Genomic DNA, 23,957 nt, shown 5'->3' with positions numbered 1-23,957 from the left:
CTTACTTCCAGCTCCTTCCTTGACATTCCGAAATGTGATCAAATCCTAATTCATCTAATAACGATGGTAATTCTTCAATAATGGTTGGGCATGCGAGCGGATCAACAAAATTTGCTGTACCAACTGCCACTGCACTTGCACCGGCATAGAAGAATTCAATAACATCTTCTGCCGACTCAATGCCACCCATTCCAATAATCGGAATGTTAACCGCTTGGCTTACTTCATGTACCATGCGAATCGCCACCGGTTTAATTGCAGGACCTGATAGTCCACCTGTACGGTTTGCTAAAATTGGTTTTGCTGTTTTTAAATCTAGACGCATACCAAGCAATGTATTAATCATCGTTAATCCGTCCGCACCTGCATTTTCAATTGCCTTCGCAATCTCCACAATGTTTGTCACGTTCGGTGACAATTTCACATATACCGGCACTTCAGAAACCTCTTTTACTCGCTTCGTTAAATCAGCAGCAATTTCAGGATTTGTACCAAAAGCGATACCTCCCGTTTTTACGTTTGGACAAGAAATATTTAATTCTAGCGCATGAACATTCGGTGCTTTTGAAATTTCCGTTGCTACTGCTACATAATCTTCAATTTGTGAACCTGCAACATTCGCTATAATTGGGAGATCAAATTGTTCTAACCATGGTAATTCAGAGTTCATTACCTTTTCTAGCCCTGGATTTTGAAGTCCGATTGCATTTAGCATACCACCTGGTGTTTCCGCCACACGAGGCGTCGGATTTCCGTAGCGTGGTTGTTCTGTCGTTGCTTTAATCATGATTGAGCCCAGTACACTTAAATCATAAAACTGAGCATATTCACGGCCAAACCCGAAGCAACCAGATGCTGGGATGATTGGATTTTTTAATGATAATCCTGGCAATTCAACTTGCAATCTGTTCATAGTACAACCTCCCCGATTGGAAATACAGGTCCATCGCTGCACACTTTCTTATAAGAATGTCCACTTGGATCTTCTTGTAAGTGGCATACACATGCGAAACATGCTCCAATCCCACATCCCATACGTTCTTCTAGTGAAATGTAGGCTTTTTTCTCTTTATAACGCCCTTCTAATGCACGTAGCATCGCTAAAGGTCCACATGAGTATAAAATATCAAAGTCAATTCCATAGTTATCTATTACATCTGTTACAAACCCTTTTGTACCATGTGTACCATCAACGGTTGCAACATATGTATCACCAAGTTCTGCAAACTTCTCTTCATAGAAAACAACATCTTTCGTTTGAAATCCTAAGATGTGAATGACACGTACACCTTTTGCAACAAGGCGTTGCGATAGCTCGTAAAGTGGTGGTACACCAATTCCGCCTCCTACTAATAAAGCCGTTTGTCCAGCTTCTGCTTCTTCTACTGGAAACCCATGTCCTAGCGGTCCTAATACGTCTACTAATTCACCTTGTTTTCTTTTTGCTAATGTTTTTGTTCCTTGTCCTTCCGCACGATATAGCATTGTAAATTCGTTTTTTTCTTGATCGACATTACAAATACTAATTGGGCGGCGCAGAAGGGGAGTAATCCCCTCTGCTACCTTAATGTGTACGAACTGCCCTGGTTCGTTCATTTGCTGTACAAGATCACCTTGAAGCACTAATTCATAAATGTTTTTTGCAATTTCTGTTTGGTTAACGACAATCATATTTTGCTTTTGCATCATGCATGTACCACCTCGTGACGCTTTGTTGGCGCGATTTCTTTCATTGCGTGAGCTGAGAACGTCATAGATTCTAGTACTCGTAAAATCGCTCTTGTTGTATCAAGTGATGTTAAACAAGCTACACCATTTTCCACAGATTCACGACGAATGCGGAAACCATCACGCGCTGGTTGTTTTCCTTTTGTTAATGTGTTGATAACAAACTGTGCTTTTCCTTGACGAATAATATCAAGTAAGTTGTAATCTTCAGAGTCAATTTTATTTACAACTTGCACTGGAATATTTTGCTCTGTTAACGATTTTGCTGTTCCTGCTGTTGCTAATAAGTTATAGCCAATTTCATGGAAGCGTCTTGCGATTTCAATCGCTTCTTCTTTATCTTTATCCGCAACTGTAATAATGGCAGATCCATGTGTTGGAATGCTGATTCCCGCAGCAACTAATCCTTTATATAATGCTTTTTCAAGCGTTAAGTCTTTCCCCATTACTTCCCCTGTCGACTTCATTTCAGGTCCTAATGTTGTATCAACAGAGCGCAGTTTTGCAAACGAGAATACTGGCGCTTTTACATATACTTCGTTATTTTCTGGGTGATAACCAGTTTCATAACCTTGTTCTACAAGATTTTTACCTAAAATGACTTTCGTTGCGATGTTTGCCATTGGAACACCTGTAATCTTACTTAAGAACGGTACGGTACGGCTTGCACGTGGGTTTACTTCAATGACATACACTTCATCTTTGAAGACTACAAATTGGATATTTAGTAATCCAACAATATTTAATCCTCTTCCAAGTGCAATTGTATTTTCAATAATTTGCTCCTTCACTTTCGCTGATAGGCTTTGCGGAGGATATACTCCGATTGAATCACCAGAGTGAACGCCAGCGCGTTCAATATGTTCCATAATACCTGGAATGTATACATTTTCACCGTCAGAAATTGCATCTACTTCAATTTCTTTCCCAACCATGTAGCGGTCAATTAATACTGGGTGATCCGCATGTACTTTTACTGCATTTTTCATATAGTGAAGCAGTTCTTCTTGACGATACACAATTTCCATTGCACGTCCGCCAAGTACATAAGATGGTCTTACGAGTACTGGATAGCCAATTTCTTCAGCAATTGCTACCGCTTGTTCTACTGTTGTTGCTGTTTTACCAACCGGTTGCGGAATACCAAGCTCTGTTAATGCTGCTTCGAACTTATCACGGTCTTCAGCACGATCTAAATCTTCAAGAGATGTTCCTAAAATTTTCACGCCGCGCTCTGCTAATTTTGCCGCTAAGTTAATTGCTGTCTGTCCACCGAATTGTACAATAACACCTTCTGGCTTCTCTAAATCAATGATGTGCATAACATCTTCAATTGTTAATGGTTCAAAGTACAATTTGTCAGAAATACTGAAGTCTGTTGAAACTGTTTCTGGGTTATTATTCACAATAATTGCTTCGTAGCCAGCTTCTTTAATTGCCCATACAGAATGAACTGTCGCATAGTCAAATTCAACCCCTTGACCGATGCGGATCGGACCAGAACCTAGTACCATTACACTTTTGCGCTCTGTAACGATTGATTCGTTTTCGTCACCATATGTGCTGTAGTAGTAAGGCGTTGCAGATTCGAATTCTGCCGCACAAGTATCTACCATTTTAAATACTGGCATCATGCTATTTTCTTTACGCGTAGCGTAAATTTCACATTCTGTTTTATTCCAAGCAGCCGCAATGTAATGATCACTAAAGCCCATTTCTTTTGCTTCTCGTAATACTTCCATGTCTCCAACGTTCGCTTTTACTTTTCGCTCCATATTTACGATGTTTTCGATTTTTTGTAAGAAGAAGAAGTCCATTTCACACCATTCATGAATCTCTTCTTTCGTTACACCTTGGCGAATTGCTTCTGCTACAACAAACAGACGCTCATCATCTGCTTTTATAATACGTTTCTTCATTGTTTCTTTATCAAGCTCTTTTAAGTGATCTAGCTCTAGATGATAAATACCAAGTTCTAGAGAGCGAACTGCTTTTAATAATGATTCTTCTAAGTTACGTCCGATTGACATAACTTCACCCGTTGCTTTCATTTGTGTTCCAAGCGTTCTATTTGCTGATTCAAACTTATCGAAAGGCCAGCGTGGAATTTTCGAAACAACATAGTCTAACGCTGGCTCGAAGCAAGCATATGTTTTTTGTGTTACCGGGTTTACAATTTCATCTAATGTTAAACCGACTGCAATTTTTGCTGCTAATTTCGCAATTGGGTATCCCGTCGCTTTTGATGCTAAAGCAGATGAACGACTTACACGTGGATTTACTTCGATTACATAGTATTGGAAGCTATATGGATCTAGTGCAAGCTGAACGTTACATCCCCCTTCAATTCCTAATGCACGAATAATTCTTAATGACGTATTACGCAACATCTGATATTCGCGATCACTTAATGTTTGACTCGGTGCTACAACAATAGAATCCCCTGTGTGCACGCCAACTGGATCGATGTTTTCCATGTTACATACTACGATGGCATTGTCATTTGCATCACGCATTACTTCATATTCGATTTCTTTAAAGCCAGCGATGCTTTTTTCTAATAAACATTGTGTTACTGGGCTATGTTTCAAACCACTTGTTACAATTTCGATTAACTCTTCTTCATTGTGGCAAATCCCGCCGCCTGTTCCGCCTAGCGTAAATGCAGGACGAACAATGACTGGATAACCAATTTCTTTTACAAATTCATATGCTTCATCAAGTGTATGAATAATTTCACTTGGTGGTGTTGGTTCGTTTAATTCTTGCATTAATGTACGGAATAAATCGCGATCTTCCGCTTGCTCAATTGCTGATAATTTCGTTCCTAAAATTTCAACTCCACACTCTTCAAGCACGCCTGATTTTGCAAGTTCAACAGCCATATTTAATCCTGTTTGTCCGCCAAGTGTTGGCAAAATTGCATCTGGACGCTCTTTACGAATAATGCGGCTTACAAATTCTAATGTTAATGGCTCAATATATACTTTATCTGCTGTTGCAGTGTCTGTCATAATTGTTGCTGGGTTCGAGTTAACAAGGATTACTTTGTAACCTTCCTCTTTTAAAGATTGACAAGCTTGCGTTCCAGAGTAATCAAACTCCGCTGCTTGCCCAATTACAATTGGTCCTGATCCGATTACTAAAATTGTGTTAATGTCTAGGCGTTTTGGCATAACTCTTCCCCTTCTTTCTTAAAGTTTGCAATCATTGTTAAGAAATCTTCAAATAAGTTATTTGCATCTTCTGGCCCTGCTGATGCTTCTGGATGATACTGTACTGTAAATGCCGGGAACTTCTTATGACGAAGTCCTTCTACTGTTCCATCATTTAAAGCAACGTGTGTAATCTCAAGGTCTGTTCCTTTTACAGATTCCTCTTCTACTGCATACCCATGGTTTTGAGAAGTGATAGCTACTTTTCCAGTTTCAAGATGTTTTACTGGGTGGTTTAATCCACGGTGACCAAATTTTAATTTCACTGTATTTGCACCTGATGCTAAGGCAAATAGTTGATGCCCAAGGCAAATACCGAATAAAGGTACTTTTCCAATAATTCCTTTTAACATTTCAATCGCTTCTGGTACATCTTTTGGATCTCCTGGTCCGTTACTTAACATAATTCCATCTGGGCTTAAGCGTAAAATTTCTTCTGCCGATGTATCGTAAGGAACAACAATAACATCGCAATCACGCTTATTTAATTCGCGTAAAATACCGTGCTTCATTCCGAAATCAACAAGGACAACGCGGTAGCCACGACCTGGGCTTGGATATGGATCTTTTGTTGACACACGCTTTACATGATCGGTAAATACTGTAGCTTTTAATTGACTGACAATGTAATCTACATCGACATCCATATTACAAAGACGTCCGCGCATTGTTCCATATTGACGAATTTTTCTTGTTAATTTTCTCGTATCAATTCCTGATAATCCTGGAATATTTCGCTCTTTTAAATACTCATCTAACGAAATTTCATTACGGAAGTTCGATGGATGATCGCACATTTCATTTACAATTAAACCGTGTACAGATGGTTGAATCGATTCAAAATCATCACGGTTAATACCATAGTTTCCGATTAATGGATACGTAAATGTTACGATTTGACCGCAGTATGATGGATCAGATAAAGTTTCTTGGTATCCTGTCATACCAGTTGTAAATACAACTTCACCTGATTTTTCAATTTCTCCGCCGAAGCCTTTTCCAATTAATACTGTTCCATCTTCTAAGATAAGCTGTCTTTTCATACTAATGCACTCTCCTTTTGCCATGCGATCTTCCCACCAACTAATGTCATAATTGGCCATCCTTGACACTTCCAGCCTGCAAATGGCGTATTTTTTCCTTTTGATAAGAATGTTGTTGGGTCAATTTTTTCTTCTTGTTCTAAATCAATAATGGTAATATCAGCTGCTCTTCCTTCTTTTAGGCGCCCTGTTTCTAAACCAAATGTATCTGCTGGCTTTTCTGTTAAGAATTGAATAAGCTGTTCTAATGTGATAATTCCTTTTTTCACAAGGTTTGTATATAGTAATGGGAACGCTGTTTCAAAACCAGTAATTCCAAATGGTGCTCTTTCAATGCCTTGTGCTTTTTCTTCTGCTGTATGCGGTGCATGATCCGTTGCAATGATGTCGATTGTTCCATCTAATAAACCTTCAATGAGCGCTTCTTGATCTTCTCTTCCTCGAAGTGGTGGGTTCATTTTAAAGTTTGGATCAACAGATGGGATATCATCTTCACATAGCACTAAGTGGTGTGGCGTTACTTCCGCTGTTACTTTAATGCCTGCACGTTTTGCATCACGAATTACTCGTACTGACCCTTTTGTACTTACGTGACAAACGTGATAGTGACAATCTGCTGCTTCCGCTAGTAAAATGTCCCTGGCAATATGTACAGATTCACATACTGATGGGATACCGTTTAATCCATGTTTCTCGGAAAATTTCCCTTCATGTACACAACCTTTATTAATAAGCGTATTTTCTTCGCAATGAGCAACAACTGCCATATTTAATTTAGCTGCACGCTTCATAGCCGCTAACATCATACTTGCATCTTGTACGCCTACTCCATCATCAGTAAATGCGAATGCTCCAAGTTCTTTTAACGTTTCAAAGTCCGTCATTTCAGAACCTGCTTGACGCACTGTAATGGCACCATATGGCAGTACATTTACATGTGCTTTTTCTTTAATTCGTTTTTGCAAGTCTTCCATATGCTCTTTACTATCTGGTACTGGGCGTGTATTTGGCATCGCACAAATTGTTGTAAAGCCCCCTTTTGCTGCTGCAAGTGTACCAGTTTCAATTGTTTCTTTATGTTCACCACCTGGTTCGCGAAGATGAACGTGTACATCTACTAATCCAGGTGCGATTAATTTTCCATTTACATCGATTACTTCCGCATTTTCAGCTGAAATATTTTCTGCTATTTTTGCAATTTTACCATCTTGTACAAGAAGATCTGTTGCTACGATTTTTCCATCTTCATTTAAGTAACGTCCATTTTTAAACAAATAATTCATGTTTCATTCCTCCTAATACATTTGGTAATGCGCGTTTTAAAACAGCCATTCTTACGTAAACTCCATTTTCCATCTGTTTGAATATGCGAGAACGCTCACACTCAACAAGTTCACTTGCAATTTCTACATCACGATTTACTGGAGCCGGGTGCATAATAATGCTTCCTTCTTTCATACGTTTTTCTCGTTCAATTGTTAATCCGTGGTTTTCATGATACTCTCTCATGATGTCTGTTTCATAATGATCATGACGCTCATGCTGCACACGAAGTAACATCATCACATCAACTTCTGGAATAAGTTCATCTAAACTTCTATATGTTCCGAATGTATTTGTTTCATCTTTCCACTCTTCTGGGCTAGCAAAGTAAATTGTTGCACCTAATTTCGTTAATGCTTCTGCATTCGAGCGTGCCACTCGGCTGTGACGAATGTCTCCTACAATCGCAATCTTTAATCCTTCAAATCTCCCAAACTCTTGTTTAATTGTTAGAAGATCTAACAAACATTGCGTCGGATGATTTCCACATCCATCACCTGCATTTAAAATCGGGATATTTACTTTGTCTTTTAGCTCATCGAAGTAGCGGTCTTGCTGATGGCGGATGACTACTGCTTTGGCTCCAATTGATTCTAGTGTTCTTATCGTATCGTATAGCGTTTCTCCTTTTTGTACGCTAGAAGAATCTGCTGAGAAGTTTAATACTTCTAATCCCAATCTCTTCTCAGCAACCTCGAAGCTAAATCTTGTTCTCGTACTATTCTCAAAAAACAAGTTTGCTACAAATGTTTGCTCTGTCGCTTTTCTTTCTTCCCCATTCGCAAAATCTTCTGCATCTTTTAGGATTTCTGAAATCTCTTGTTTCGATAATTCACTCATCGTTAACAACTGGCTCATTGTCATCCCTCATCTTTCTGATTTTTATGATAACACTTTTCGTATTTCTATAACAATAATCGCATAAAAATACCCTAGTCATGTGAGACTAGGGTGCAAGAAAGAAGCCACCCTTTTCTGTCTCACAGGACTGAATTAAAAGGTTCATTTTTATGAAGCAATCCGCTTAGATTGTTGTTTTTCTTTCATTTCTGGTAATAGTAGATTTAACAGTACGCCTACAATTGCTGCAAGCGCCATTCCTTCTACTTGGAATGATTCTCCGATATGAAGCACTGCACCGCCTATACCAATGACAAGAATAACAGATGCGATCATTAAGTTACGTTTGTCACTTAAGTCTGTTTTTTCGTCCACCATCATGCGTAAACCACTTGATGCGATGACACCAAAGAGTAAGATGGAGACACCGCCCATAACTGGTGTTGGAATCGAATGAATCAGCGCTGCAATCTTACCGATAAATCCAAACGCGATTGCGAAGATTGCTGATCCAGCGAATAAATATACACTATACGCTCTTGTAATTGCTAGCACTCCGATATTTTCACCATATGTTGTATTCGGTGGTCCACCAATTACAGATGCTATTAATGTTGCTACACCATCACCAAAGATTGAACGATGTAAGCCTGGTTTTGCAATTAAATCTCTATTAATAACATTTCCAAGTACAATTTGGTGTCCAATGTGTTCTGAGATCGTTACCAGTGCTACTGGAACCATTAGAAGCATAATCTTCCAAGAAAATTCCGGGGTATATGTTACAAACGGTACAACAAAGTCTGGTACATCAAACCATCTTGCCTCAGCTACTGGCTTTAAATCGACTAGCCCTTGGAAGTATGCAAAAATATATCCGCCAATAATTCCAATCAATACCGGTATAATACTGAAAAATCCTCTTCCAAATATGGAGCAAATAATCGTAATTGCTAATGTAACTAATGCTACTGAGAAGTGTGTGAAGCTATATTTTCCATCCACATCATTCATTGCCATATTCACAGCCGTATGCGCTAAAGCTAAACCGATAACCATTACAACTGGACCAACTACAATTGGAGGGAGTAATTTCATAATCCAGGCTGATCCTGATTTTTTAATTCCTAGCGAAACTAGGAGATAAACAAGTCCTGCTAGCATACCACCGAGCATTGCTGCTCCCGGCCCACCCGCGGTTTTTGCCGTTATAATCGGAGCAATAAATGCGAACGATGATCCTAAATAGGCAGGTACTTGCCCTTTTGTTATAAGAAGAAACGCTAATGTTCCTAATCCACTGGAGATTAAAGTTACTGATGGATTTAATCCTGTTAAAAATGGAACCAGTACTGTTGATCCGAACATTGCAAACAAATGTTGTATGCTTAAAAATAACCATCTTCCTGGTTTCGGTACTTCATGAATGTCTAACACTGGCTTTTGCTCCATTGTTATGTCCTCCTTCAGTTTAAAACTTTGTAATAAAAAACTCTTTGTGCCTGTGCACAAAGAGTCCTATACTTTCATATGACAAATTTGACATATGAAAGCCAAGACCCTTTGGCAGCCTCACAGGACTACATTTAAAAGGGATTTACCTTTCGTATATGCTTACTCGATCTTGCTGATCTGTCTCTTGCAAATCAACTTCAATACGTTCTTCACTTGATGTCGGAATATTTTTCCCTACATAATCAGCGCGAATTGGTAACTCACGATGACCTCTATCTACAAGAACAGCTAACTGAATTTGTGATGGTCTTCCTAAATCCATTAGTGCATCCATTGCAGCGCGAACTGTTCTCCCTGTATATAATACATCGTCTACAAGAATCACTTTTTTCTTTGTAATATCTACAGGAATATCAGAGCCTTTTACAAGCGGTTCTTTATCTTTAGATTGCAGCGTTAAATCATCACGATATAGCGTAATGTCTAACTCTCCAACTTCAATCTCTTTTCCTTCAATCTGACTAATTTTTTCTGCTAAACGTTTTGCTAGAAAAATTCCACGCGTTTTAATTCCGACTAAAACGCATTGGTCAACACCTTTATTATGCTCTACAATTTCGTGACTAATACGCGTTAAAGCGCGACGAATCATTTGGTCATCTAAAACAACAGCTTTTTCTTTCATGCTTTACACCTCCAAGCTTTTTTTGCGTGAGAGGAATCGTATAAAAAAAGTCCTCCCAGCGTGTGCGAGAGGACTTTTGAAAAAAGGGTACAAGCATACCCTAAGTATTTCAAACCGTTACCTTCTCAACCTCACGGGGCTGTGTTAAAGGATCATTATTTAACTGTTGTTAGTATCGCAGTTTTTATTCGTTTTGTCAATACTATTTCCGTAAAATATTTAATGTTTCCTCGAATATAGCTGGTGCAGGTGCTTCAAACTGTAAATATTCACCTGTACGCGGATGATTAAATCCTAAAATTCCCGCATGAAGCGCTTGTCCATTTAAATGTAATGTCTTTTTCGGACCATATTTCGGATCCCCAGCAAGAGGATATCCAATATATTTCATATGAACACGAATTTGATGTGTTCGCCCTGTTTCTAAACGACATTCGACAAGCGTAAAGTCCTTAAATCGTTCTAACACTTGAAAATGCGTAACTGCATGCTTCCCATTTTCATCAACAGCCATACTTTGGCGATCTTTCTTATCTCGAGCAATTGGCGCATCAATTGTTCCTTTATCATGCGGGATTACACCATGCACAATTGCCTTATAGCGTCTCGTCACTGTTTTTTCTACTAGCTGATTTACTAAAGATTCATGCGCCATATCATTTTTCGCAACCATTAATAAACCTGATGTGTCTTTATCAATGCGGTGTACAATACCAGGGCGCATGACACCGTTAATACCTGATAAATCTGTACAATGATGCATTAAGCCATTAACAAGTGTACCGCTCGTATGCCCCGGTGCTGGATGTACAACCATACCGCGCGGTTTATTAACAACTAGTACATCCGCATCTTCGTAATAAATCTCTAAATTCATATCTTCGGCACGAATATCCAATTCTTCTGGTTCCGGAATTGTTACTGTAATTTCATCATTTTCTTTTACTTTATAATTTCCTTTAACCGTCTTTCCATTTACTGTTATGACGCCGTCTTTAATCCATTGTTGTACTTGTGTTCGAGACCACTCATGATTTACACTTGCAATAAATTTATCAATCCGTTCGTTTTTCTGTTCTTCTAAAACTGTTACTTGTACTACTTCGCTCATTCAATTACTCCTTCATTTTCTTTCCTTCTAATAATGTTTGAATAATAATTAATACAACACCAATACATAAAGCCGAATCAGCTATATTAAATACCGGATAATTGTATGAAAAAATATACACGTGAATAAAATCCACTACTTCTTGTCTAAATACACGATCAATAAAATTACCAATCGCTCCACCTAAAATAAGACCGAGAGAAATCCCTAACAGTTTATCTGTTTTTGCATACTTCTTCATATAAAAGACAATAAATCCTACAAAAACAACTGTAATGATATAGAAGAACCACATTTTGTTTTCTAAAATACCCCAAGCAGCTCCTCTGTTTCGATGTGATGTTATGTATAATACATTATCGATAATCGGGATACTTGCACCTAATTCCATGTTCTTGACAATAAACCATTTCGATATTTGATCGATCGCAATAACAACTAACGCTATTAAATAATATATCATTTCATTTCCCCCACAAAGACAGTGTACCTCAAAATTTTAGCATAGCTGCTACCTTTTCACAATGAACCTTTATCGAAGAATAAAATAAAATGAAAAAAGGTACTATAATATCGTTGTGCGATTTACACATTTACTTTTTCATATGAAAATTCATAAATAGTACGAGCTGTTGGCAACATCTTCATACGTTTTAAAGAAATCATTTCTCCTGTTTCTTCACAAACACCATACATATCAATCTCCATTTTAAATAATGCTCGCTCAACATCTTTTAAGTCCTCTCTTATATCATGTAAAAGTAATTTCTTCTTTGCATCTAATTGTATTTCATATCCCAGTTCTTGTCCAAATTCCATCTGATATGTGCGATTTACTTCCTTTGCCAATCGCTCCTGTAATTCTTTTCTCATCACTTGTAATTCTCGTTTTATGTCCATATAGATTTCATTCACGTGTACATTCCTCCTAGCTGCAATGTACCGTTAGTGTATCCGAATTCCACTTACTTACCGCACACACATTTTTCCTTCATAGGAAGTTCTTCTATTTTGCTTCATTCATTTTTCATAAGTAACTTTGTACTTGTTATATCATACACGATATACAAAAAAACTGACCGCTGCTATATGAGCGATCAGTTTTTTATATGATTATTTTACATAATTCTCTTTCACAACAGTCGCACAACGCTCACATAATGTTTTATGCTCGTCATCGTTGCCAACTGTTTCAGAAACAACCCAGCATCGTTCACAAGTTTCACCGTTTGCTTGTGTAACAAGAACTGCCGTATGTTCATATTTTTGTGCATCCGCTGGTGCTTCTTCCATCGTTCCACCAAGTTTATGTTCAGAAACGATAAATAGTTGTTTTAAATCTTCTTGAATAGATTCTAACATTTCTTTCATTTCTGCTGTTGGGAATAATGTAATGCTAGCTGTCAATGATTTACCAATCACTTTCTCATTACGCGCCACTTCTAGTGCTTTTAACACATCACTACGAAGCGTCATAAATGCATCCCATTTTGTTTTTAATGCGGACGCATCTTTTAATTCGATAGCTTCTGGCATATCTGTTAATTGTACGCTCTCTTCTGTCACACCTGGAATATATGGCCACACTTCATCAGCCGTATGAGGTAAAATCGGTGTTACAAGTTTCGTTAACGCAACAAGAACATCATATAACACTGTTTGAATTGCACGACGATCATGATGATTTGTCGCTTCAATGTATAAAATATCTTTTGCAAAATCTAAATAGAATGAACTTAAATCGATTGTACAGAAGTTATGAATTGCATGATATACTGCCGCAAAGTCATAAGTTTCATACGCTTCTTTTACTTTCGCAATTAAGTCATTTAATTTCACTAACATATAGCGGTCTACTTCACGCAGTTCCGCTTTTGCTACTGCATCTTGAACCGGATTAAAGTCAGCTAAGTTTCCTAATAGGAAACGGAATGTATTACGGATTTTGCGATATACTTCTGCAACTTGTTTTAAAATATCATCTGAAATACGTACATCAGACTGATAATCAACAGAAGATACCCAAAGGCGTAAAATATCTCCACCTAATTGATCCATAATCTTCTTCGGTACAACAATGTTTCCGATTGATTTACTCATCTTGCGACCTTCACCATCAAGTACGAAGCCGTGGCTTAGCACACCTTTATATGGTGCTTTACCTGTTACAGCAACAGCTGTTGATAACGAAGAGTTAAACCAACCACGATATTGGTCAGATCCCTCTAAATATAAATCAGCCGGACGTTGCAACTCGTCACGTTCTTCTAATACAGCTTGGTGAGAAGAACCAGAATCAAACCATACATCCATAATATCTGTTTCTTTACGGAATTCACCATTTGGACTAGATGGATGTGTGAATCCTTCTGGTAGTAAATCTTTCGCTTCGCGTTCAAACCATACGTTAGAACCATGTTCACGGAATAAGTTTGCTACATGATTAATTGTTTCATCTGTAATAATTGGATCATCATTTTCCGCATAGAACACAGGAATTGGTACACCCCATGCACGTTGACGCGAAATACACCAGTCACCGCGGTCACGAACCATATTATGAAGACGAGTTTCTCCCCACGCTGGTACCCATTTTGTTTCTTTCACAGCTTGTAATAATTCACTGCGGAATGCCTCAATAGATGCAAACCATTGTGCTGTTGCACGGAAAATAATTGGTTTTTTCGTTCTCCAGTCATGTGGATATGAATGCGTAATAAATGTTAATTTCAACAATGCGCCAACTTCTTCTAATTTTTCCGTAATTGGTTTGTTTGCTTTATCATAGAATAAGCCTTCAAATCCAGGTGCTTCACTTGTTAATACACCTTTATCGTCAACCGGACAAAGAACTTCTAGACCATACTTTTGCCCAACAATGAAATCATCTTCCCCGTGTCCAGGTGCTGTATGTACACAACCTGTACCAGCATCTGTCGTTACATGCTCGCCAAGCATAACTAAAGAATCGCGGTCATAGAATGGATGTTTTGCAACTGTATATTCAAGTTCACTACCTTTTACTGTTCTAACAACTTCAGGGTTTTCCCATTCTAATGTTTTTGCCACTGTATCCAACAGTTCAGAAGCAATGATATATTTTTCATCATTTACTTTAACGATGCTATATTCAAGTTTTGGATGAACAGAAATACCTAAGTTAGCTGGCAATGTCCAAGGCGTCGTTGTCCAAATGATAAATTTCTCGTCACCTTCTAATACGTCTTTTCCATCTTTCACTTCAAATGCAACGTAAATAGATGCTGATTTTTTATCTTTGTACTCAATTTCAGCCTCAGCTAAAGCAGATTCACTCGTTGGAGACCAGTAAACAGGTTTTTGTCCTTTATAGATATAGCCTTTTTTCGCCATTTCTCCAAATACTTTAATTTGTTGTGCTTCATATGCTGGTTCCAAAGTAATATATGGATGATCCCAATCCGCACGTACACCAAGGCGTTTAAATTGTTCACGCTGACGATTTACTTGTTCGTATGCATATTCCGCACATAATTTACGGAATTCTGCAACCGGCATTTCTTTACGCTTTACTCCCTTATTCGTTAAAGCCTGCTCAATTGGTAAACCATGCGTATCCCAACCTGGAACATAAGGAGCACAATAACCAGTCATTGATTTATAGCGTACAATAAAGTCTTTTAATACTTTATTTAGTGCATGTCCCATATGAATATCACCATTTGCATATGGAGGACCATCGTGTAATACGAATAAAGGACGTCCTTTTGTACGTTCTTGTACTTTTTCATAAATGTTCATTTCAGCCCATTTTTCTTGCATTGCAGGCTCACGTTTTGGTAAATTCCCACGCATTGGGAACTCTGTTTTTGGCATCAGTAATGTATTTTTGTACTCCATGCTCAATTCCTCCTTACATGTATCATAAAAAGACTTAAAAACGAAATAAAAAAGAGACTCTCACATCCCAAAAAGGGACGAGAAAGTCTCCCGCGGTACCACCCTACTAAATCATATACAAATGCACATGATTCACTTTATATTCTTAACGCGAATATACGCCTACGCTTACTCATTTTTTCAGCGCGGAACTCCAGGGTGATTTCCCATTTATCTCCTTATCCTGAGCTCACACCATCCTCAGTTCGCTTTATAAGGGGTGAAAAAGGTACTTATCCCTATCTTCGTTTTTCTTAATCAATATGTTGTTTAAAATTATATGTAATAATGAGAAAAACGTCAAGCTTACACTGTTTCTTCTTTTTTCAACAGTTCGTCCACTTCGTCTTCTAATTCAATGAGCTTGTCCCAATCGTCGTTGTTTAGCATTTCAAGCTGTGTTTCTAATAACATGCGGAAACGAGTACGGAACACTTTTGCTTGTTTCTTTAGCTCTTCAATATCAAAAGCAACTTTTCTTGATTTCACTAACGCTTCATTAATGATTCGATCCGCATTTTTTTCCGCTTCACGAACGATTAGTTTTGCTTCTTTTTGTGCATTGCGTTTTACTTCTTCCGCTGCTTCTTGTGCTACAACAATAGACTTATTTAGCGTGTCCTCAATATTAGAAAAATGATCTAGCTTTCCTTCTAATTGAGCAACCTTCTCTTCTAAAGCTTTCTTTTCACGAATGACTAATTCATAATCTTTAATGATTTGATCAAGAAATTCATTTACTTGATCTTCATCATAGCCACGAAATCCGCGACTAAATTCTTTATTATGAATATCTAATGGTGTTAACGGCACAAACGCCACCTCCAAGTAGTTATCTAAATTTTCCTCTTTTAATTATATCTTTTCTTCGACAAAATAAGAGTTTTTCCTTCTAAAAAATCAATCATTTTAGTATACCATACAAAACTCGCCATTTGTCTTTTTTCGTTCTTCCTTCGACCGAAAACAATTTACTTCTTCCATGTCCTCTGACCGACAGAATATCTCCTGGAAAACATTCATATGAAGTTTGGTCTACAACTTTCCAGTTCACTTTTACAAGCCCATTTTTTATAAGGGGTTGTACTTTTTGACGTGATAGATGCAAAATTTCAGCTAACAATACATCTAAGCGTAGTGACGAAACAGTTCCAGATTGCTCTCTCCATTCATCTTGCAATTGCAAAACATTTCCTGTTGATACAACGAAGAGAGACACCTTTGTTTTTCCAATTGATTGTAAGTTCATTTCAATATAAGAAACAACTTCTTTTGCAACTACAATTTGGGCACGATTTTCTTGAATAAAAATATCACCGTACTTTTCTCTTTTTAAACCAAGGGACATAAGTGCACCTAGTATTTGTCTATGTTCAAGCGTATAAAATTTGGAAGGATAATCAATTTCTAATACTTCTACTTGAAATTCTTCTTCATTTAAAACAAGATAATCTGGGTAAATAAGTGCCCTTTTTCTCTCCGCGTTTGGCGCTGCACCATTGAATTGTAAAGAAACATCTCCTTGCTGTCCAACTATTGTAGCTACAATTTGTTGCTGACGTGGATCAAGGAAATCTGTTAATTTTACTTGATGGTACTCTTCTACTGCTTGTTTCCATTCTAACACTTTATCAACAAAACTTGCCTCTTCAGGCCTAAAATGTTCGTAAATGCTCATGTATGCAACCGATCTTATAAAAAGTAGCCAAATAAAGTTACTAAGCCGCTGCTAGCAAGCTTTAATGCAATAATTGCAACAATCGGAGAAATATCAATTACACCAAGTGGTGGAATTACTCTCCGAAATGGCTCTAAATACGGTTCGCAAATGCGAGCTAAAAACTCACCAACTGCTGATTCTCTAGCGCCTGGAAACCAAGTTAGAAGAATGTAGACAATAAGCGCCCAGGAGTAAATTTGAATGACTAAGAGCAAAGCTTTTAAAATCATAATCATGGCGTATTACCACCTCTTTATATTTGTCTCTTCCTCTTCACCGAATAACTCGGAAATTGCTCCAACAATATCCACATTCTCAGGTGTACACATAAATGTTTTTGGTCCTAACTTTTGAATATCCCCGCCTATAGCGTATACAGTACCACTTAAAAAGTCAACGATGCGTACCGCTTGATCAGTGGACATTCTTTGCAAATTAATGACTACAGCACGCTTTCCTTTTAGATGGTCTGCAATCCCTTGTGCTTCTGAATACGTACGCGGTTCTAACAAAACAACTTTAGAAGATTGCTTTGCTGTTTCAATGCTCACGACATTTTGTTTCGGTTGTACTTTTGTAAATGGTACATCTTGTTGTTCTGGAGGTTCTTGCTGTTTTTTCATTTCTGTTTGCTCCTTTTCGTAAGCATATTGAGCTGCTTCTTTTTCCTCTGGCGTGTCAAAAAAGAAATACTTCACTTTTGACCAACTCATAATACATTCTCCTTCCTTTTATGCTTTTCCTACTAAAATCGTTCCCAAACGAATATATGTAGCACCTTCTTCAATCGCGATTGTATAATCATTAGACATTCCCATTGATAGCTCTTTGCACGGAGCATATGAAAGCCTTAATTCCTGTACTTGCTGTTGCAACATGCGAAGCGCTCTAAAGCAGCCACGTATTTCTGCTTCCTCTTCCGTAAATGGTGCCATTGTCATCAATCCAACAATTTCAATTTTATCAAATTCCTTCAAAGCATGAACAAACTCAATAAGTTCCTCAGCTTGTAACCCTTGTTTTGATTCTTCACGCGATGTTTTTACCTGTATAAAACATTTAACAGGCTTTGTAGCGCGCTTTTGAATCTCTTTTGCAAGAGAAAGACGATCTAATGAATGCAAATAGTCAATATGATTAATAATTTCTTTTACTTTTCTCGTTTGTAAGGAACCGATAAAATGCCAATTGGCTTGTGAGCCAAAATGCTCATATTTTTGTAAAAACCCTTCATTTCTGTTCTCACCTAAATCAGTAATCCCGGCCTCTACTACCTCATTCGTTTTTTCAATTCCAACTGTTTTTGTTACTGCAACAAGTTTCACATCATGGATGGAGCGTCCAGCTCGATCACATGCTTGTTTCATCTCTTCATGTATCACTGTTAAATTCTCTTGTACTGTCACTGTCTTTCAATCCTCCTTAAAACCTATGAAACTCAACATTCTTCCTGTCTTTCCTTGGTCGCGGCGATGCGAGAAAAATAATTGTTCTTCACAGCTTGTACAAAGAGATGACATCACAATATGTTCTTCTTTTATGCCAGCTTGTAAGCATACTATACGATTTATCTCTTTTAAGTCAATCGCGTATTGTCCATCTGAAATGACTTTATAAGGAACAGATCCATTTATGACTTGTTTTGCTGCTGATAGGACACGATCATCTACAACATAGCAACACGCTCCAATCGCAGGTCCAATCGCAACGTGAATGTCAGTAGTAGAAACGCCCTCCGCTTTCCATTTTTGAATCATTTCATTTGCAATCTCTTTCACAGTTCCTTTCCATCCAGCATGCGCAAGACCTATCAAACCATGTGAGGGTGCATAGAAAAAGAGGGGCACACAATCAGCATAACAAGATGTTAAACATACATCTTTATCAGCTGTATAGATACCATCAGTCTTTTGGATCCCATCTTCATATACATAAACTCCGCGCCCTTTTTCTTCATGTCCTACTTTTTCTACATGATGATCATGAACCTGTTCCGAACAAATCCAATTTTCTAATGGTTTATGTAACTTATTTGCTAAAATACGTCTATTTTCATGAACATTCTCAATGATATCATTCACATGTAATCCTAAATTCATCGCATGAAAGGAGCCTGTACTTACTCCACCATCTTTTGTTGTAAAGCCAGCAGTAATGTTCCCAAGATCTTCCCATGCTTGTAAATACAATATACCGTCCACATATTTAAATGGTTCTCTCATAAAGCGGCTCCTTCTTCATTAAAATAGCTTAAAAATCATGGTACTTCCTGTCTATTTTACCATACTTTTATTTTTCCATAATGACAACATAAAAAAAAGAGGAATTTGTAATATTCTTTAAGAAATTGTCGGTGTTTGTATTGATTCTGTTACAGAATTGACATGATCTGCTCTTACAAGTATGACATCCTCACCAATTTTTACAATTTTATTCCAATTAATAACAATCTCTTCTTCTCTACCAAATAACCCTAGCATACGTGCTTGCTTTGAAATAATAACAGCTTGAATTTTCCCCGTGTGCATATCTATATCAATGTCACCGATATTTCCGAGTTTTTTGCCATCCGAAACATTTACAACATCTTTCATCTGAAATTCTGAAATTCTGATCATTATGATTCACTCCTTTTCCCTCATGAACAGGAAGTAGCCTTCACTGATAGAAAATCCATTTTATTCTCATTATATGAACACTACATTCTCTCTATGAGCGGAATATAAAGCGAAACTTTCAGCTGTGAGGGATTCTTTCATCCGCTACTGATGAAAAGCCTATTTCCATCTATCTTCCTTGTTTCTCTCCAACTCTTATTGCCCTAAAGTAGTGGGATAAACGCGTTTATATGTAAAAAAGGTCTCCCCATAAATGGGGAAACCTTAGCCTTGAATTGTCTTATTCATTTGTTTAATCGCCGACTTCTCTAATCTTGATACTTGCGCTTGGGAAATTCCAATTTCTTCTGCAACTTCCATTTGTGTTTTCCCTTGAAAAAAGCGCTTTCGAATAATCATCTTTTCTCGATCATTGAGTCGTTTCATTCCTTCTTTTAATGCTAATTCTTCAACCCACTGCTCGTCCTTTTGTTTTTCATCGCTCAGCTGATCCATTACAAAAATAGGGTCTCCCCCATCATTATAAATCGGCTCAAATAATGAAACTGGATCTTGAATTGCATCAAGCGCGAACACAATTTCCTCATGCGTAACATCAAGAACTTGCGCAATATCCATCGCTGTTGGCTCTTTGGAGTTTTCAGCAATTAATTTCTCTCTTACTTGTAATGCTTTATACGCAATATCCCGCAATGAACGAGACACGCGGATTGGATTATTATCGCGCAAATATCTTCGTATTTCCCCAATAATCATCGGCACAGCATATGTTGAAAATTTAACATTTTGACTTAAATCAAAATTATCAATGGATTTCATGAGTCCAATGCAGCCAACTTGAAATAAATCATCAACAAATTCTCCTCTATTGTTAAATCGTTGAATGACGCTTAATACAAGTCGTAAATTTCCATTCACTAATTTCTCTCTTGCGCTTGTCTCTCCACTTTGCATTTCTCGAAATAATTTACGCATCTCATCATTTTTTAGTACTGGAAGTTTAGCTGTATCAACACCGCAAATTTCTACTTTATTTCTCGTCAAAGTGTTCCCTCCTATCGGGAGTTGCTGTACAGTGTAAAGTATCTCCTTTGGAGGGAATTTTATGCATACAGTTTTTCTTCTCTTTCTCATAAGCATGTCATAATTTTGCTATCAAGAAACAACAAAAACCAACCGGGCTTCCGATTGGTCTTCGCATTCTCTATCATATGACGTTCTTTTTCATACTTCCTTTATACCATCTTATTAAATTCTTTTCGTAACCTTTTTATAATTCTTTTTTCCAAACGAGAAATATAAGACTGCGAAATCCCTAACATATCGGCTACATCTTTTTGTGTTTTCTCTTCGCCACCTGCAAGCCCGAAACGCAGCTCCATAATTTGTTTCTCTCGATCATTTAATTGATGTAAAGCTTTCATGAGAAGATATCGATCTACATTAGCTTCTAAATCCTTTGTAATAATGTCGTCATCCGTACCAAGCACATCTGAGAGCAACAACTCATTCCCATCCCAATCAATATTTAACGGTTCATCAAACGATACTTCAGAACGATTTTTATTATTTCTACGTAAATGCATAAGAATTTCATTTTCAATACATCGAGATGCGTATGTCGCTAATTTAATTTTCTTTTCAGGGTTAAAGGTATTTACCGCTTTAATCAAGCCGATTGTGCCAATACTGATTAAGTCCTCTATATTAATCCCTGTATTTTCAAATTTACGAGCTATATATACGACGAGACGTAAATTTCGCTCAATTAATAAAGACCTGGCCGCTTGATCCCCTTTTGGTAATTTATTTAATAAAACTTCTTCTTCCTCTTTTGTTAAAGGTGGTGGTAGTGCCTCACTGCCACCAATATAATAAATTTCATCGGTCTTAATTCCCAACTTCAACAATATTTTATACCAAAGATAAACGAAATACAGCTTCAATTTCACCATGTTTCCCCACCTCTCATTATTAAGCAATCGTTACTTTTTGTGATAGCAACATCTTCGGATGCACGATACATTGATACTCTCCATTAGTAGAAAACCGTTGTGTATTTAAGCCAAGTAACACTTTATTTACAATGATATTTCGTCCTTCATGTTGAACATGAACAATATCAGGCTTAATAGCCCATAAAAATTGATGATCAATTCCTACTGCTCGAAAAGGAATTAAGCGCAATCGCGTCGCCCAGCCCGAATCATCTTCCGGTATTTGAGGAACCTCCGTTTTCGCATAAACTTGTTCGGTTAACCATGTTGGCAAACAATGTTCTAAACATGAAATATGGATAACCATAACTGGTGTTTTTGTTAATGGATCATGAAGCTGATTCCCACTATCAATTAAACCATCTAACACAATTTCATTTTCTGCAAGTTTAATATTCACTTTAATAATTTGATCATAATGAATTTTCGTTACTTCTACATTTTCAATTCGCTTCTTCGAAAAATAATAAATAATAGGAAAACCAACAACAACAAACATCCAACTGACTGGATCACCATAAGAAATAGATTGTGATTGCACCAAACCATTTACCATTTCATTTGTTTGGAGGAAAAAATGAGTTCCTATTAACCCTCCTCCTACCATGAATGTAACAAAATAAAAAGTAAAAACGGTCTGTGCATAATCTCTAAAATTCGAAAAGCCAAATGTTGCATACACAATGCATAACGAATATAGTAGTTTCATAATTGGATGTGTCATCATAGAAGAAAAAGGAGTAAAGGCAAAAATAACAATTGTGGAACCAATCAACGCTCCCAGCACTAGCCTCCATCTTTTGATCCTCTTTTTTAGCACAGTTGCTGTTAATAAAAGTAAAAGAAAATCAATGCAGGCGTTTAACAACCAAACAATGTCGGCGTAAACAACCAAACCATTCACCTCTTTTTTTTAGTTGAGACTAGTATAATGCATATCCAATGAGAAAGTGTGTCAATTTGCGGAGTGGTTTTTTTGTTATTTTGGTGGTTCTAGACAGAATCTGTCGCGGAGAATAGGAAACAAGCAAAAGGGACCTATAAAAATATAGATCCCTTTTGCTTGTTGTAATAGTTTTCAAAATAAAAAGGAGCTTTATAAATGCTCCTTTTTATTTCCTTATCTTCTACGACGGTTGCGTAAAAATGCTGGAATATCAATATCATCTGCGTCTGTATTACGATCGTGCATAACAGGCTCTTCGCGCTTCACTTCTCGTTTTACTTCACGATGTTTTGGTGGTTGAACCGCAGCCTGTTGTTGTACATGATTTGAATTTACTTTTGGACGTACTAATGGTTTTGGTTGCTGTGCTACAATGCTATCATCGAAACCAGTTGCGATAACAGTTACAACAATATCATCTTTTAATCCTTCATTGATAACAGAACCAAAAATCATATTCACTTCAGGATCTGAAGCTGAAGCTACAATGTCTGCTGCTTCTTGTACTTCATATAAACTTAAGTTTGCGCCACCTGTAATATTCATAATAACACCTTGCGCACCATCAATAGATGTTTCTAGCAATGGGCTAGAAATTGCCTTTTTCGCAGCCTCTGCAGCACGGTTTTCACCATTACCAGAACCGATACCCATTAATGCTGAACCTCTATTAGACATAATTGTTTTTACGTCTGCAAAGTCTAAGTTAATTAAACCAGGCGTTGCAATTAAATCTGAAATACCTTGAACACCTTGACGTAATACGTTATCCGCTTCACGGAAAGCTTCTAACATTGGCGTGTTTTTATCTACAATCTCTAATAAGCGATCATTTGGAATGACAATCAATGTATCTACATTTTCTTTAAATGCAGCGATACCAGAGGCTGCTTGCGTAGCACGTTTGCGTCCTTCAAATGTAAACGGGCGTGTTACAACACCTACTGTTAATGCGCCTAATTCCTTTGCAACTTGTGCAACAACTGGAGCTGCACCAGTTCCAGTGCCACCGCCCATACCAGCCGTTACAAAGACCATATCTGCACCGCGAAGTGCTTCTTGAATCTGCTCTTTACTCTCTTCAGCAGCTTTTTTTCCTACTTCAGGATTTGCACCAGCACCAAGCCCACGCGTTAGTTTTTCACCAATTTGCATTTTCGTTTCAGCTTTTGATAGATTTAATGCTTGTGCATCAGTATTCACAGCGATAAAGTCTACACCTTGTACGCCATGTTCAATCATACGGTTCACAGCATTATTTCCGCCACCGCCGACACCGATAACTTTAATATTCGCTAATTGATCTTGAGTAGTATCAAACTCTAACATGTCGAAATCCCCCTAGAACCTCATTTTTC

23 protein-coding genes and 1 other annotated feature are annotated in these 23,957 nt (G+C 37.6%); all 23 genes read right to left on the bottom strand.

Features of this window, described 5'->3' with window-relative positions:
• Position 1 precedes the first annotated feature (1 nt).
• The gene (gene pyrD / locus MR058_RS13545) at positions 2-913 is read right to left on the bottom strand and encodes a dihydroorotate oxidase B catalytic subunit (RefSeq protein ID WP_242144498.1); all 912 of its coding nucleotides are present in this window, start codon (positions 911-913) and stop codon (positions 2-4) included.
• Positions 910-1,689 (bottom strand): dihydroorotate oxidase B electron transfer subunit, encoded by a 780-nt coding sequence (gene pyrK / locus MR058_RS13540; protein ID WP_012094975.1) that lies wholly within the window; start codon positions 1,687-1,689, stop codon positions 910-912. The genes pyrD and pyrK overlap by 4 nt, the downstream gene beginning before the upstream one ends.
• Positions 1,686-4,904 carry a carbamoyl-phosphate synthase large subunit gene (gene carB / locus MR058_RS13535; RefSeq protein WP_242144497.1) on the bottom strand — a complete coding sequence of 1,073 codons (3,219 nt, stop codon included), beginning with the start codon at positions 4,902-4,904 and terminating at the stop codon, positions 1,686-1,688. The genes pyrK and carB overlap by 4 nt, the downstream gene beginning before the upstream one ends.
• On the bottom strand, positions 4,889-5,986 hold the full coding sequence (locus tag MR058_RS13530; RefSeq protein ID WP_242144496.1) for a carbamoyl phosphate synthase small subunit: 1,098 nt from the start codon (positions 5,984-5,986) through the stop codon (positions 4,889-4,891). The genes carB and MR058_RS13530 overlap by 16 nt, the downstream gene beginning before the upstream one ends.
• Entirely contained in the window at positions 5,983-7,269 is a 1,287-nt protein-coding gene (pyrC, locus tag MR058_RS13525) for a dihydroorotase (protein WP_242144495.1), read from the bottom strand. The genes MR058_RS13530 and pyrC overlap by 4 nt, the downstream gene beginning before the upstream one ends.
• Positions 7,253-8,167, bottom strand: a complete 915-nt coding sequence (locus tag MR058_RS13520) for an aspartate carbamoyltransferase catalytic subunit (protein ID WP_242144494.1) — start codon at positions 8,165-8,167, stop codon at positions 7,253-7,255. The genes pyrC and MR058_RS13520 overlap by 17 nt, the downstream gene beginning before the upstream one ends.
• 150 nt (positions 8,168-8,317) lie before the next feature.
• Positions 8,318-9,601 carry a solute carrier family 23 protein gene (locus MR058_RS13515; protein ID WP_242144493.1) on the bottom strand — a complete coding sequence of 428 codons (1,284 nt, stop codon included), beginning with the start codon at positions 9,599-9,601 and terminating at the stop codon, positions 8,318-8,320.
• Positions 9,602-9,746: 145 nt separating this feature from the next.
• Entirely contained in the window at positions 9,747-10,289 is a 543-nt protein-coding gene (gene pyrR / locus MR058_RS13510) for a bifunctional pyr operon transcriptional regulator/uracil phosphoribosyltransferase PyrR (RefSeq protein ID WP_242144492.1), read from the bottom strand.
• 202 nt (positions 10,290-10,491) lie between these two features.
• On the bottom strand, positions 10,492-11,400 hold the full coding sequence (locus MR058_RS13505) for an RluA family pseudouridine synthase (protein ID WP_242144491.1): 909 nt from the start codon (positions 11,398-11,400) through the stop codon (positions 10,492-10,494).
• A gap of 4 nt (positions 11,401-11,404) precedes the next feature.
• Complete coding sequence (lspA, locus tag MR058_RS13500; RefSeq protein WP_242144490.1) at positions 11,405-11,863, bottom strand: lipoprotein signal peptidase LspA; 459 nt, start codon at positions 11,861-11,863, stop codon at positions 11,405-11,407.
• Between the two features lie 122 nt (positions 11,864-11,985).
• Entirely contained in the window at positions 11,986-12,315 is a 330-nt protein-coding gene (locus MR058_RS13495; protein ID WP_242144489.1) for a TraR/DksA C4-type zinc finger protein, read from the bottom strand.
• 198 nt (positions 12,316-12,513) lie between these two features.
• The gene (gene ileS, locus MR058_RS13490; RefSeq protein ID WP_242144488.1) at positions 12,514-15,279 is read right to left on the bottom strand and encodes an isoleucine--tRNA ligase; all 2,766 of its coding nucleotides are present in this window, start codon (positions 15,277-15,279) and stop codon (positions 12,514-12,516) included.
• Positions 15,280-15,349: 70 nt separating this feature from the next.
• Positions 15,350-15,573: a binding site (T-box leader), on the bottom strand.
• A gap of 51 nt (positions 15,574-15,624) precedes the next feature.
• Positions 15,625-16,131: a septum site-determining protein DivIVA gene (gene divIVA, locus MR058_RS13485; protein WP_097895105.1), complete on the bottom strand. Its 507-nt coding sequence runs from the start codon at positions 16,129-16,131 to the stop codon at positions 15,625-15,627.
• Positions 16,132-16,222: 91 nt separating this feature from the next.
• Positions 16,223-16,996 carry a YlmH family RNA-binding protein gene (locus MR058_RS13480; protein ID WP_242144487.1) on the bottom strand — a complete coding sequence of 258 codons (774 nt, stop codon included), beginning with the start codon at positions 16,994-16,996 and terminating at the stop codon, positions 16,223-16,225.
• A 14-nt stretch (positions 16,997-17,010) separates the two neighbouring features.
• Entirely contained in the window at positions 17,011-17,274 is a 264-nt protein-coding gene (locus MR058_RS13475) for a YggT family protein (protein WP_242144486.1), read from the bottom strand.
• Positions 17,275-17,280: 6 nt separating this feature from the next.
• Positions 17,281-17,751, bottom strand: coding sequence for a cell division protein SepF (locus tag MR058_RS13470; protein ID WP_242144485.1), 471 nt, complete (start codon positions 17,749-17,751; stop codon positions 17,281-17,283).
• 18 nt (positions 17,752-17,769) lie between these two features.
• Positions 17,770-18,444 carry a YggS family pyridoxal phosphate-dependent enzyme gene (locus tag MR058_RS13465; protein WP_242144484.1) on the bottom strand — a complete coding sequence of 225 codons (675 nt, stop codon included), beginning with the start codon at positions 18,442-18,444 and terminating at the stop codon, positions 17,770-17,772.
• A 6-nt stretch (positions 18,445-18,450) separates the two neighbouring features.
• The gene (gene pgeF / locus MR058_RS13460) at positions 18,451-19,260 is read right to left on the bottom strand and encodes a peptidoglycan editing factor PgeF (protein WP_242144483.1); all 810 of its coding nucleotides are present in this window, start codon (positions 19,258-19,260) and stop codon (positions 18,451-18,453) included.
• A 117-nt stretch (positions 19,261-19,377) separates the two neighbouring features.
• Positions 19,378-19,656, bottom strand: coding sequence for a YlmC/YmxH family sporulation protein (locus MR058_RS13455; protein WP_012094992.1), 279 nt, complete (start codon positions 19,654-19,656; stop codon positions 19,378-19,380).
• 264 nt (positions 19,657-19,920) lie between these two features.
• A complete protein-coding gene (sigG, locus tag MR058_RS13450) occupies positions 19,921-20,700 on the bottom strand; it encodes an RNA polymerase sporulation sigma factor SigG (RefSeq protein ID WP_012094993.1) in 780 nt (259 codons plus the stop codon).
• A 191-nt stretch (positions 20,701-20,891) separates the two neighbouring features.
• A complete protein-coding gene (gene sigE / locus MR058_RS13445) occupies positions 20,892-21,611 on the bottom strand; it encodes an RNA polymerase sporulation sigma factor SigE (protein ID WP_242144482.1) in 720 nt (239 codons plus the stop codon).
• Positions 21,612-21,630: 19 nt separating this feature from the next.
• On the bottom strand, positions 21,631-22,548 hold the full coding sequence (gene spoIIGA, locus MR058_RS13440) for a sigma-E processing peptidase SpoIIGA (protein ID WP_242144481.1): 918 nt from the start codon (positions 22,546-22,548) through the stop codon (positions 21,631-21,633).
• 225 nt (positions 22,549-22,773) lie between these two features.
• Positions 22,774-23,928, bottom strand: coding sequence for a cell division protein FtsZ (gene ftsZ / locus MR058_RS13435; RefSeq protein ID WP_242144480.1), 1,155 nt, complete (start codon positions 23,926-23,928; stop codon positions 22,774-22,776).
• Positions 23,929-23,957: the final 29 nt, after the last annotated feature.

The organism is Bacillus cereus group sp. BfR-BA-01430 (genome assembly GCF_022663115.1).
Taxonomy (GTDB): Bacteria; Bacillota; Bacilli; order Bacillales; family Bacillaceae_G; genus Bacillus_A; species Bacillus_A cereus_BD.
This window is presented reverse-complemented; position numbering and strand designations above follow the sequence as displayed.